Annotated in this window: 15 protein-coding genes; 11 read left to right on the top strand and 4 right to left on the bottom strand. The window is 71.3% G+C overall.

The window, feature by feature from the left end; all coding sequences use genetic code 11:
- Window positions 1–1,126 (top strand): DUF3422 family protein (locus Q0112_RS15160; protein ID WP_297976716.1); only part of this gene is annotated, 1,126 nt, incomplete at its 5' end.
- 87 nt (window positions 1,127–1,213) lie between these two features.
- Here the strand turns inward: Q0112_RS15160 and Q0112_RS15155 are convergent.
- Window positions 1,214–3,049 carry a potassium/proton antiporter gene (locus Q0112_RS15155; protein WP_297976714.1) on the bottom strand — a complete coding sequence of 612 codons (1,836 nt, stop codon included), beginning with the start codon at window positions 3,047–3,049 and terminating at the stop codon, window positions 1,214–1,216.
- A gap of 122 nt (window positions 3,050–3,171) precedes the next feature.
- Between Q0112_RS15155 and Q0112_RS15150 the strand changes: the two genes are divergently transcribed.
- Complete coding sequence (locus Q0112_RS15150) at window positions 3,172–3,372, top strand: hypothetical protein (protein WP_297976712.1); 201 nt, start codon at window positions 3,172–3,174, stop codon at window positions 3,370–3,372.
- Here Q0112_RS15150 and Q0112_RS15145 read toward each other — a convergent pair whose 3' ends face one another.
- Entirely contained in the window at window positions 3,373–4,098 is a 726-nt protein-coding gene (locus tag Q0112_RS15145) for a molybdopterin-binding protein (RefSeq protein WP_297976710.1), read from the bottom strand.
- Between the two features lie 36 nt (window positions 4,099–4,134).
- On the opposite strand from Q0112_RS15145, the gene sfsA reads away from it, so the two are divergent.
- A complete protein-coding gene (gene sfsA / locus Q0112_RS15140; protein ID WP_297976709.1) occupies window positions 4,135–4,839 on the top strand; it encodes a DNA/RNA nuclease SfsA in 705 nt (234 codons plus the stop codon).
- Here sfsA and Q0112_RS15135 read toward each other — a convergent pair whose 3' ends face one another.
- A complete protein-coding gene (locus Q0112_RS15135) occupies window positions 4,840–4,995 on the bottom strand; it encodes a hypothetical protein (RefSeq protein WP_297976707.1) in 156 nt (51 codons plus the stop codon).
- A 128-nt stretch (window positions 4,996–5,123) separates the two neighbouring features.
- Here Q0112_RS15135 and Q0112_RS15130 point away from each other — a divergent pair, with 128 nt between their 5' ends.
- Both Q0112_RS15130 and Q0112_RS15125 read left to right on the top strand, forming a co-directional pair.
- Window positions 5,124–5,636 (top strand): hypothetical protein, encoded by a 513-nt coding sequence (locus Q0112_RS15130; RefSeq protein ID WP_297976705.1) that lies wholly within the window; start codon window positions 5,124–5,126, stop codon window positions 5,634–5,636.
- 122 nt (window positions 5,637–5,758) lie between these two features.
- Window positions 5,759–6,109, top strand: coding sequence for a DMT family protein (locus tag Q0112_RS15125; protein ID WP_297976718.1), 351 nt, complete (start codon window positions 5,759–5,761; stop codon window positions 6,107–6,109).
- Window positions 6,110–6,129: 20 nt separating this feature from the next.
- Here Q0112_RS15125 and map read toward each other — a convergent pair whose 3' ends face one another.
- On the bottom strand, window positions 6,130–6,990 hold the full coding sequence (gene map, locus Q0112_RS15120; RefSeq protein ID WP_297976703.1) for a type I methionyl aminopeptidase: 861 nt from the start codon (window positions 6,988–6,990) through the stop codon (window positions 6,130–6,132).
- Window positions 6,991–7,130: 140 nt separating this feature from the next.
- Here map and Q0112_RS15115 point away from each other — a divergent pair, with 140 nt between their 5' ends.
- The 6 genes from Q0112_RS15115 to Q0112_RS15090 form a co-directional block, all read left to right on the top strand.
- Window positions 7,131–8,495: a glutamine synthetase family protein gene (locus Q0112_RS15115; protein ID WP_297976702.1), complete on the top strand. Its 1,365-nt coding sequence runs from the start codon at window positions 7,131–7,133 to the stop codon at window positions 8,493–8,495.
- Window positions 8,496–8,505: 10 nt separating this feature from the next.
- The gene (locus Q0112_RS15110; RefSeq protein ID WP_297976700.1) at window positions 8,506–9,888 is read left to right on the top strand and encodes an aldehyde dehydrogenase family protein; all 1,383 of its coding nucleotides are present in this window, start codon (window positions 8,506–8,508) and stop codon (window positions 9,886–9,888) included.
- 146 nt (window positions 9,889–10,034) lie between these two features.
- Window positions 10,035–10,289 carry a PepSY domain-containing protein gene (locus tag Q0112_RS15105; protein WP_297976698.1) on the top strand — a complete coding sequence of 85 codons (255 nt, stop codon included), beginning with the start codon at window positions 10,035–10,037 and terminating at the stop codon, window positions 10,287–10,289.
- On the top strand, window positions 10,289–10,834 hold the full coding sequence (locus Q0112_RS15100; RefSeq protein WP_297976696.1) for a cytochrome b/b6 domain-containing protein: 546 nt from the start codon (window positions 10,289–10,291) through the stop codon (window positions 10,832–10,834). The genes Q0112_RS15105 and Q0112_RS15100 overlap by 1 nt, the downstream gene beginning before the upstream one ends.
- Window positions 10,835–10,855: 21 nt before the next feature.
- The gene (locus Q0112_RS15095) at window positions 10,856–11,362 is read left to right on the top strand and encodes a hypothetical protein (protein WP_297976695.1); all 507 of its coding nucleotides are present in this window, start codon (window positions 10,856–10,858) and stop codon (window positions 11,360–11,362) included.
- Between the two features lie 71 nt (window positions 11,363–11,433).
- A partial coding sequence (locus Q0112_RS15090) for an iron-containing alcohol dehydrogenase (protein ID WP_297976691.1) occupies window positions 11,434–11,956 on the top strand: 523 nt, incomplete at its 3' end.

Raw genomic sequence — 11,956 nt, 5'->3', positions numbered from 1 at the left:
GCCGCATCCGCCGCCGGGCGCCAGCCACTTCTACGGCCCGCTCGGCCGCGGCTTCCTGAAATGGGAGATGCACACCGAGTTCGTGACCTACACCCTCTTCGCCGACGGCGTGGACCCCCGGCCCTTCTCGGGCGAGATGTTCGACCTCTTCCCGGCCGACTGGCTGGCGGCGGCGCCCGGCAAGGTGGTGAGCTCCTGCCTCGTGCGCATCGAGACGGTGGAGCCCGGCGAGGTCGAGACCCGCATCGCCCGCGACCTGCCGAAATGGTTCGTGCCGGAAAGCCTCGCGGTCAGCCGGGTGGTGGACGGCGAGGCGGTGATCGCCGCCGACTTCCACATCGACGAGCACGGCCACGGCCGCCTGCTCGTCTTCGCGGTGCCGGGCATCGGCCGGCGCCGGCTGGGGCGGATCACCCAGCGCCTGCTCGAGATCGAGATGTACAAGTGCATGGCCATGCTGACGCTGCCGCTCGCCCGCGAGGTGGCGGCGGCGGTGGCGCGCATCGACCGCGAGCTCTCCGAGCTCGTCGCCGGCATGGCCGACGCCACCGGCCGCGAGGCCGAGACGCTCGACCAGCTGCTGCGCATGTCGGCCGAGATCGAGCATCTCGCCTCGACCAGCGCCTTCCGCTTCGGCGCCGCCGGCGCCTACGAGACCATCGTGAAGCAGCGCATCGACGTGCTGCGCGAGGAGCGGATCGGCGGCCGGCAGCTCTTCTCCGAGTTCATGGTCCGCCGCTTCGACCCGGCGATGCGCACCTGCCGCTCGGCCAAGGAACGGCTCGAGGAGCTCTCCGCCCGCGCCGAGCGGGCGGCGAACCTGCTGCGCACCCGCGTCGACGTGAACAACCAGGCGCAGAACGTCGAGGTGCTGCGCGGCATGGACCGCCGCGCCGCGCTGCAGCTCCGCCTGCAGGAGACGGTCGAGGGCCTGTCGGTCGTGGCGATCAGCTACTATGCCGTCAACCTCGCCGCCGGCGTCTTCGCCCCGCTCGCCGAGCCGCTCGGGCTCGACAAGCCGGCGCTCCTCGCGCTCCTCACCCTCCCGGTCGTGCTGATCGTCTGGCTCCTCGTCCGCCGCATCCGCGCCCGCCTCGGCCACGGCCCCGGACCCGACCGGCACTGACCGTCTGTCTATACGTTGTCTATACGCCGGAAATAATCCAGCAATTTCAATGATCCTCGGCGGGGGGCACGCGTGCCCGGCACCGGCTCAGCCGCGCGGGTTCCGCGTCGGCTGCGGGTAGAGGCGGGCCAGCCAGCGGCGGAGCCCGCTCAGCTCGTCGGCCTCGGCCTCCAGCCGCGCCAGCAGCTTGTCGTCCGGCTCGACCTGCAGCAGCTCGTCGAGCTGCAGCCCCAGGGCGGCGATCCGCCCCGCTTCCAGCCGCCGCACCACCAGCGTCCCCTTCGGGATGCGCACGGTCGCGCCCGGCACCGGCCGGCCGCCGAGCCGCAGGCTCGCCCATTCCGCCAGCGTCGCCTCCGCCGGATGCTCGCCGAAGTCGAGCCCGTAGAAGCTCTCGATTTCGCTGACCAGCGTCTCGCTCCGGAGCGGCATCTCGCCGAAGAGCAGCCCCAGCCGCCGCGCCACGTCCGGGCTCTCGCGGAAGAGCGTGTCGAGCCGCGGCACCCGGTCGCGCCCGACCAGGAAGTAGCAGTAGTCGCCCGGCCGGAGCGCCCCCGCCTCGGCCGGCCCGAGGATCGCCCCGCCGCGCACCACCATCACCACCCGCGCCCAGCCCGGCAGCCGGTTCAGCCCCAGGATGACGCTGTCCGGCGTCACCGGGTAGCCGACCATCTCCTGCTCGGTCTGGCCGGGGACGTCGATCTCCACCCGGCTCGTCGCATGCTTGCTCCGCTTCAGCGCCACCCCGAGCCACCGCGCCGCGCCGGTCAGCGTCGACCCCTGCACCAGCATCGAGACGAGCACGACGAAGAAGGCGATGTTGAAATAGGCGGTCGCATTCGGGATCCCGGCCAGCATCGGGATGGTGGCGAGGAAGATCGAGACCGCCCCGCGCAGCCCCACCCAGGCGATGAAGAGCTTCTCCCGCACCGCGAAGCCGAAGCCCCAGGTGCAGATCCAGACCGCCAGCGGCCGCGCCACCAGGATCAGCACGGCCGCCACCAGCAGCCCCTGCGGCGCATAGTCCCAGAGCGTGTGCGGCGTCACCAGTAGCCCGAGCAGCAGGAACATCACGATCTGGCAGAGCCAGGTCGCCGCGTCGTGGAAGCCGACGATCGAGGGATAGGCCCGCACCGGCCGGTTCGCCACCACGAGCCCGGCCACGTAGATCGCGAGCAGCCCGCTGCCGCCGACGAGCGAGGTGAAGGCCGAGATCGTCACCGCCCCGGCCACCACGAAGAGCGGATGCAGCCCGCCCGGCATGGCGATGCCGTTCAGCATCCCGACGAGCGAGAAGCCCCCGGCCAGCCCGAAGACGGCGCCGATCGCCGCCTCGAGCGCCAGCTCGGTGCCGAGCTCGGCCAGCGGCGTCTCGCCGCCGGCCAGGATGAACTTGGTCAGCACGATGACGAGGAAGACCGCGATCGGATCGTTGGTCCCCGACTCGATCTCCAGCGTCGCCCCCACCCGGTGCTGCAGCCGCAGCCCGCCGGTGCGCACCAGGAAGAAGACCGCCGCCGCATCGGTCGAGGCGATGATGGTGCCGAGCAGCAGCGCGCCCTTCGGATCGAGGTCGAGCACCAGCCACCCCGCCGCCCCCGCGACCGCCGCCGTGACGATGACCCCGACGGTCGCGAGCAGCAGCGAGGGGGCGAGCACGCCGCGGAAGTCGGAGAGCCGGGTGCGCAGTCCGCCGTCGAAGAGGATGATCGACAGCGCCACCATGCCGACGAGGTAGGTCTGCGAATAGTCGTTGTAGACGATCCCGCCCGGCCCGTCCTGCCCGGCCAGCATGCCGACCACCAGGAAGACGAGCAGCAGCGGCGCCCCGGCGCGGGTGGCGATCAGGCTCGAGAAGATGCCGATCAGCACGAGCGCCGCGCCCACGAAGATCGCCGTGTTCACGAGGTCGAGGCCGAGCATGCGCGGCGGCTCCTGGCTGCGGGAAGCCCGAGGACTATGCGGGGCGGCGGAAGCCGAGCGCAAGGGAACGACGGCGGCCGCGGGCGGTTGTTCCGGGAAGACCTGTCGAGAGGAGGGTCCGCATGGCACCCCATGACACGAACACGCCGAAGGAGGTCCGCCGGCATGCCGTCCCGCTGATCGGGATGGCGCTCGCCGTCCTCTTCGCCGTCGGCCTCGTCTTCTGGTGGCTCGGCGACGCGCTCGGCGGCACCGCCGACGTGCCGAACGCGCCCGATTCCCCGGCGGCGGAGAGCCCGCCGGCGAGCGTGCCGGCCGAATAGCTAGAGCTCGGCCGCCATCTTCCGCAGCGCCGCCATCGCCGCAGCGAGCGCCGCCGGATCCTCGCTGCGGGCGACGAGGTTCGAGCCGAACCGGCCGGAGGAGGTGAAGGGGTAGCTGCCGATCGAGACGCCTGGATGCGCCTCGGCCACCAGCCGCAGCGGCCCCGCCACCTCGCCCTCGGGCCGATCCACCCGCAGGCTGTCCGAGATGAGCGGCTGCCCGCCGCTCAGCCGCGGCAGCAATCCCGCCAGCATCGCCTCGAAGACCGCCGGCACCCCGGCCATGACATGGACGTTGCCGATCGAGAAGCCGGGCGCGCGCGAGATCGGGTTCTCGATCAGCGCCGCCCCGTCCGGGATGCGCGCCATGCGCAGGCGGGCCGGGTTCAGCTCGACCTCGGGATTGGCGTAGTTGAGCGCGAGGATGGCACGGGCGTCCTCGCGCACGTCGATGCCGACGCCGAAGGCCGCCGCCACCGCGTCGGCGGTGATGTCGTCGTGGGTCGGCCCGATGCCGCCCGAGGTGAAGACGTGGGTGTAGCGCGTGCGCACGGCGTTCAGCGCCGCGACGATCTCCGCCATCTCGTCGGGGACGACGCGGGTCTCGCGCAGGCGGATGCCGCGGGCGGCGACGGCCTGGGCGAGATGCGGCATGTTGCTGTCGCGGGTGCGGCCGGAGAGGATCTCGTCTCCGATGGTCAGCATGGCGGCGGTCGGGTTCGGCATCTTGTCCTCGTGCCGGCATGGGTTAAGTCTTTCGCGATGCGCTTCGTCAGTCCCCTGGTCCGCGGCACGCTCCTGCGCCGGTATAAACGATTCCTCGCCGACGTCAGCCTGGAAGACGGGCGCGAGGTGACGGCGCATTGCGCCAACCCGGGGGCCATGCTCGGGCTGAACCTGCCCGGCACGACCGTCTGGCTCGAGCCCTCCGGCGACCCGCGCCGCAAGCTCGCCTTCGCCTGGCGGCTGGTCGAGCTCGGGGGCGGGCATTTCGCCGGCATCGACACCACGCTGCCGAACCGCCTGGTGCGCGAGGCGCTGGACGAGGGGGCGATCCCGGCGCTCGCCGGCTATGCCTCCGTGCGGCCCGAGGTGCGCTACGGCACGAACAGCCGGATCGACTTCCTGCTCTCCGGCCCCGGGCGGCCGGACGCCTGGGTGGAGGTGAAGAACGTGCATCTCCGCCGCGGCGGGGCGCTGGCCGAGTTCCCCGACAGCGTGACCGCCCGCGGCGCCAAGCACCTGCGCGAGCTCGCGCTGATTGCGGCCTCCGGGCAGCGGGCGGTGATGCTCTACGTCGTCCAGCGCACCGACTGCGCTGGCTTCAGCCTCGCCGGCGACATCGACCCGGCCTATGCCGCCGCCTTCGCCGCCGCCCGGGCGGCCGGCGTGGAGGCGGTGGCGCACGCGACCCGCATCGATCCCCTCGAGGTCAGGATCGGCGAGGCGCTGCCGGTCGAGGTCTAGCTAGAGGCAGACCCCGTCGATGAGAACGCCGCCGTCGCCGCCGTCGTCGCAGGGAACGGGCTGGGGCGCATAGCTCGCCGTCCGGACGGCGGCAGGCTCCTGCCGGGCGCAGGCCGCGGCGAGGGTGGCGGCAACGAGAAGGAATGCAAGTCTCACGCTCGGGCCGGTCTCCTTGGGGTTGCAGCCCCCACCCTCTCAGACTCGGCGGCCCGGAACAAGCGTTGGACGCGCGGTCGGCGGGTCAGCTATTGCTGAGGCGCCACCCGTCGGCGAGAGGGGCCGCCATGAAGACGCTCTACGGACGGATCGCGCTGCTCTACTACGCGCTCGCCACGGCCTTCCTGATGGCGCTGGCGCTCGTGCTGCTCGGCATGGCGATCTGGGAGCTGGTCCAGGCCTTCCGCGCCGGCGAGGTGCTCGACGTCCTCGACAGCGCCGGGCTCGTCATCGTCGGCTTCGCCCTGATCGAGACCTCGAAGTTCATCGCCGAGGAGGAGATCCTGCGTCGCAAGGAGCTGCGCTCGGCGGTGGAGGCGCGGCGGTCTCTGACCAAGTTCATCACCATCATCGTCATCGCCGTCTCGCTCGAGGCGCTGGTGATGGTCTTCGAGACCGGCCGCAGCGACATCACCAAGGCGGTCTATCCCGCCGCCCTCTTCGCCGCGTCGATGTTCGCGCTGGTCGCGCTCGGCCTCTTCCAGTGGCTCTCGAGCCGGATCGCGACGGCGCCCGCGGACGCCGAGCGGGACGGCGAGGAATCGATCGACCACCACGGCGCCGAGCGCGAGGAGGAATAGCCGATCCCGGCCCGCCGGCAGGGGTCTGCGGCGATTCGTTCGATGTGGAATCCGTAGGGAAGGCGTATGGAAAGCGCAGGGCAGCTGAAAGAATCGGGATCGGTCGGCCAACCGCGATGCGCCTGAGTTCGATCCCCATCCCGGTGCTGACCATCGGCCTGCTGATCCTGTCGAACGTCTTCATGACCTTCGCCTGGTACGGGCACCTGAAGTTCAAGTCGCTGCCGCTCGCGCTCGCCATCTTGGCGAGCTGGGGGATCGCCCTCTTCGAGTACGTGCTGATGGTGCCGGCGAACCGCTACGGCTACGGCTATTTCAACGCCGCGCAGCTCAAGACCATCCAGGAGGTCATCACCCTCAGCATCTTCATGGTCTTCTCGGTGCTCTACCTCGGCGAGCCGCTGCGCTGGAACCACCTGACCGGCTTCGCCTTCATCGCGGCCGGGGCATACTTCGTCTTCCACGAGTTCTGACCACCCGGGAAGCCCGGCGATCAGGCGGCGCGGTCCCAGACCGGGCGGAAGCGGCCGGCCGGCGAGAGGGTGAAGATCTCGCAGCCGGTCTCGGTGACGCCGACCGAATGCTCGAACTGCGCCGAGAGCGAGCGGTCGCGGGTGATGGCGGTCCAGTCGTCGTCGAGGATGCGCGTCTCCGCCCGGCCGAGGTTGATCATCGGCTCGACGGTGAAGAACATGCCCGGCTCGAGCACCGGACCCGTGCCCCAGCGCCCGTAGTGCAGCACGTTCGGGGCGGCGTGGAAGACGCGCCCGAGCCCGTGGCCGCAGAAGTCGCGTACCACCGAGCAGCGCCGCGCCTCGGCGAAGCGCTGGATGGCCGCACCGATGTCGCCGAAGGTGCTCCCGGGCGCGACCCGCGCGATCCCCTCCATCAGCGCGTCGTGGGTGATGTCGACCAGCCGCGCGGCATAGGGCTTCGGCTGGCCGGCGGCATACATGCGCGAGCTGTCGCCGAACCAGCCGTCGACGATGACGGTGACGTCGATGTTGAGGATGTCGCCGTCGACGAGCCTGTCGTCGGTGCGCTTGCGCTCGTTCCGGCCGGTCGGGATCGGGCTGCCGGGGATGCCGTGGCAGACAACGTGGTTGACCGAGATGCAGGTGGCGTGGCGATAGCCCTTGTAGCCGACGGTGGCCGAGGTGGCGCCGGCGGCGCGGATCATATCGTGCACGGCGGAATCGAGCTCGAGCGTGCGGGCCCCCGGCACCACCAGCGGCCCGACCCTGTCGAGGATCTCGGCGGCCAGCCGCCCCGCCGCGCGCATGCCGGCGAAGTCGTCGGGGTCGTGGATTCGAATGCCGTCCCGGTTCAGCCGGCCGGGCTGAAAGTCGTCCACTTCGGACACTCCTGAGCTCATCCCTTCCGGATGTAATCCGACGGCCGGACCAATGCAAATGCCGCTCCAACGGCTCTTGCCGGCCGGAGGGCGCTCCACTAGCGTTGAAGGCAAAACAACAGGGACGGGAAAAGACGCAGATGCCGGGCGCATGGACGCTGGGCGAACTCGCGGCGGCGGTCGCGGAGGGCGCCATCGACACGGTGCTGGTGGCGCAGGTCGACATGCAGGGTCGGCTGATGGGCAAGCGCTTCCAGGCGGAATTCTTCCTCGAGAGCGCGCACGTCGAGACGCACGGCTGCAGCTACCTGCTCGCCACCGACTTCGAGATGGAGACGGTGCCGGGCTACAAGGCGACGAGCTGGGCGACCGGCTACGGCGACTATGCGATGCGGCCCGACCTCGCGACGCTGCGGCGGATCCCCTGGCTCGAGGGCACGGCGCTCGTGCTCTGCGACGTCTTCGACCACCACGGCCATGCCGAGGTGCCGCATGCGCCGCGCACGGTGCTGAAGCGGCAGATCGCCCGGCTGCGCGAGCTCGGCTTCGAGGCGATGGCGGCCTCGGAGCTCGAGTTCTACCTGTTCCAGAATACCTACGACGAGCTGCACGCGCAGGGATATCGCGGCCTCAGGCCGGCGAGCCCGTACAACGAGGACTATCACATCTTCCAGACCACCAAGGAGGAAGAGGTGATGCGGGCGATCCGCACCGGCCTCAACGCCGCCGGCATCCCGGTGGAGAACTCCAAGGGCGAGGCGAGCGCGGGGCAGGAGGAGATCAACGTCCGCTACGGCGAGGCGCTCGGGGCGGCGGACGCGCACGTCGTCATCAAGAACGGGGTGAAGGAGATCGCCTGGTCGAAGGGGAAGGCGGTCACCTTCATGGCGAAGTACGACGCGCGGGCGGCCGGATCCTCGAGCCACCTGCACCTGTCGCTGCGCACGCTCGATGGCAAGGCCGCCTTCCACGATCCGGGCGAGCCCTACGGCATGTCGAAGCTGATGCGGAGCTGGGTCGCCGGGCTGCTCGAGCATGCCTCGGCCGGCACGCTCTTCCTCGCGCCCAACGTCAACAGCTACAAGCGCTTCGCCGCCGGCACCTTCGCGCCGACCAAGGCGGTCTGGTCGGGGGACAACCGCACCGCCGGCTACCGGCTGGTCGGGGCCGACACGCGCTCGGTGCGGATCGAGTGCCGGGTGGGGGGCGCCGATCTCAACCCCTACCTCGCCTATGCGGCGCAGATCGCCGCCGGCATCGACGGGATCGAGCGCGGGCTGGAGCTCGAGCCCGAGTTCCGCGGCGACGCCTACGGCGCGCGGGTGCGCGAGGTGCCGCGGACGCTCAGGGACGCGATCGAGGCGCTGCGGCGGTCGAAGATGCTGAAGGCGGCCTTGGGCGAGGAGGTGGTCGAGCATTACCTCCATGCCGCGCGCTGGGAGCAGGAGCAGGCCGAGAAGGCGGTGACCGACTGGGAGCTGGCGCGCGGGTTCGAACGCGCCTGAGGGGGACGGAATGGGGGAAATCAGCTGCATCTCGCCGGTCGACGGCAGCATCTACGCGACGCGGCCGACCGAGACGGCGGAGGGCGTGCGCCGGCGGCTCGCGGTGGCGCGGCAGGCGCAGCGCGCCTGGGCCGCGCGGCCGCTCGCCGAGCGGATCGAGCTGGTGAAGGAGGGCGTGGCGCGGCTCGACCGGGTGAACGCCGACCTGGTGACCGAGCTCGCCTGGCAGATGGGCCGCCCGGTGCGCTACGGCGGCGAGATGGGCGGCGTGCGCGAGCGCGCCGCCTACATGGCCGGCATCGCCGAGCGGGCGCTGGCGCCCGAGGTGATCGAGGACAGCGACAAGTTCCGCCGGGTGCTGGCGCGGGAGCCGGTGGGCGTCGTCTTCGTCGTCGCGCCCTGGAACTATCCGTTCCTGACCGCGATCAACACCATCGTCCCGGCGCTGATCGCCGGCAACGCGGTGGTGCTGAAGCACGCGAGCCAGACCCCGCTCGCCGGCGAGCGGCTGGCGCAGGCCTTCGCGCACCTGCCGGAGGGCCTCTTCAGCAACGTCTTCCTCGACCATGCCACCACGGCCGAGCTGATCGCCGGCCACGCCTTCGACTTCATCAACTTCACCGGCAGCGTCCGCGGCGGCCAGGAGATCGAGCGCGCCGCCGCCGGCACCTTCACCGGCCTCGGGCTCGAGCTCGGCGGCAAGGACCCGGGCTACGTCCGCGCCGACGCCAACCTCGACACCGCCGTCGACGTGCTGATGGACGGGGCGATGTACAACGCCGGCCAGTGCTGCTGCGGCATCGAGCGCATCTACGTCGACCGCAGCCTCTACGACGGCTTCGTCGAGAAGGCCGCGGACTGGGTTTCGAAGCTCCGCCTCGGCAACCCGACCGAGGAGGCGACGACCCTCGGGCCGATGGCCTCGAAGCGCTTCGCCGACACCGTGCGCGGCCAGGTCGCCGAAGCCGTTGCCGCCGGGGCCAGGCCCCTCATCGACCCCGCCCTCTTCCCGGCCGACACCGGCGCCACCGCCTACCTCGCCCCGCAGGTCCTCACCGGCGTCGACCACTCGATGCGGGTGATGACCGAGGAGAGCTTCGGCCCGGTGGTCGGGATCATGCCGGTCTCGGGCGACGAGGAGGCGATCGCCCTGATGAACGACAGCCGCTACGGCCTGACCGCCTCGGTCTGGACCTCCGACGTCGCCAAGGCGGAGGAGATCGGCGCGCAGATCGAGACCGGCACGGTCTTCATGAACCGCGCCGACTACCTCGACCCGGCGCTGACCTGGACCGGCGTCAAGCAGACCGGCCGCGGCGCCGCCCTCTCCCACCTCGGCTACCTGAGCGTGACGCGGCCGAAATCCTACCACCTGCGTCGGCTCCCGGCCTGAAGGCTGCAGCGCCGGTCCGGTCGGCGCGGCCGTAAGCGCGCGCTTACGGCCGCCTTCCTAAGCCGCGGGCGTATGGCAGAGCGCCGCGGCGCCGGTCATCGCTGCGTCGCCGGACCCGATCCGGCGATCCAGATGGAGATGCCGTCATGAAGCCGCTCGCGCTCAGCCTGCTCGCCCTCGCTTGCGCCGCCCCCGCCCTCGCGGACCCGAGCTGCAAGGGCACCGAGGCCACCATGCCGATGTGGCAAGTCGCCAAGGCCTTCGAGGACGCCGGCGGCAAGATCCGCGAAATGAAGGTGAGCGACGGCTGCTACGAAATCTACGGGACGAACGGCGAGACCAAGCTCGAGATCTACTACGATCCCGCTTCGGGCGCCGAACTCCAGCGCGAGAGCGACTGATGCCGGCGGATCAGGCCGGGCCGGCCGCGGTCCGGGCATCCGTTGCGGTCTGGGACCCGCTCGTCCGCATCCTGCACTGGACGCTCGCGGCGGGCTTTCTCGGGGCCTTCCTGGTCGGCAGCCCGCGTGAGCTTCACGAGACGCTCGGATGGACCGCCGTCGGAGCGGCGGCCGCCCGCGTCGCCTGGGGCTTCGCCGGCCCGCAGCGCGCGCGCTTTGCCGACTTCGTGCCGACGCCGGTGGGCTTCCTCGCCCATGCGCGGGCGGTGCTCGCCGGCCGCGAGGCGCGCTACATCGGCCACAATCCGGCCGGTGGGGCGATGGTCGTCGCCCTGCTCGCCGTCGTCGCGACGCTCGGGCTGACCGGGTGGATGATGGGGCTCGATGCCTTCTGGGGGGCCGGCTGGCTCGAGGGGCTGCACGAGATCGTGGCCAACCTCGGCTTCGGCCTTGTCGTCCTCCACTGGCTCGGCGTAGCGTGGGAGAGCCTGCGGCACCGGGAGAACCTGGCGAAAGCCATGATCACCGGCCGCAAGCGCCCCTGAGGCGGCCGGTGAGGCTGGCGATTGGCACGCACCTGGTGGACGCGCACCCGTCTTCTCGCGCTGGCGGCGGTGGTGCAGGCCGGGTGCGGCCTGCTCATGATCGTCGACATGGTGTCCGAGTTCGCCGACTATCGCACTGATCCCGCGAGCGCGTTGATCGACGTCGCCATCCTCGGCGCGCTCGTTTTCGGCTCTGCCCTGACCGCCGGCGAGGTCCGCCGGCTCCAGGCGGCCAACGAACGGATGCAGGGAAGGCTGCGCGTCGCGAGCGGCGCCTTCGTCGACCTGCTCGAGGACACCTTCGCCGCCTGGGGCCTGACGCCGGCCGAGCGCGAGGTCGCCCTGCTGTCGATCAAGGGCTTCTCGGTCGAGGAAATCGCCGCGCTGCGTTCGGCCCGCTCCGGCACCGTCCGCGCCCAATGCGCCGCGGTCTACCGCAAGGCGGGGGTCTCCGGCCGGGCGCAGCTCCTCTCCCACTTCATCGACGACCTGCTCGCCGGAGCCGAGTTCGCACCGGGCCAGGGGTGATCGTCTCGCGCAACATTGCACCTGCGGCGACTTTCCCCCTAACTGGGTCGAGCCACAGCCGCGAGAAGAAGATGCCGCCTGCCGCCAACTGGAACTACCCGACCGCGATCCGCTTCGGCGCCGGCCGGATCGACGAGCTGGCCGACGCCTGCGCCACGGCCGGCATCACCCGGCCGCTCTTCGTCACCGACCCCGGCCTGCGCGACCTGCCGATCGCCACCGACGCCCTCGGCGTCCTGGCGGCGGCCGGAATGCCGGCCGCGGTCTTCTCCGAGGTGCAGCCCAACCCGACCGAGGCGAACGTCGCCGCCGGGCTTGCGGTCCTGCGCGACGGCGGGCACGACGGGGTCGTCGCCTTCGGCGGCGGCTCGGCGCTCGACTGCGGCAAGGTCATCGCCTTCATGCGCGGCCAGACCCGGCCGATGTGGGACTTCGAGGACATCGGCGACTGGTGGACCCGCGCCGACCCGAACGGCATCGCCCCCATCGTCGCCGTGCCGACGACCGCCGGCACCGGCTCCGAGGTCGGGCGCGCCGGGGTCATCACCAACCTCGAGACGCATACCAAGAAGGTCATCTTCCACCCGAGGATGC

Source organism: uncultured Amaricoccus sp., from assembly GCF_937858865.1.
In the GTDB taxonomy this organism is placed as follows: domain Bacteria; phylum Pseudomonadota; class Alphaproteobacteria; order Rhodobacterales; family Rhodobacteraceae; genus Amaricoccus.
Note: the sequence above shows the minus strand (reverse complement) of the source record. Positions and strands in the feature narration are given on the sequence as shown.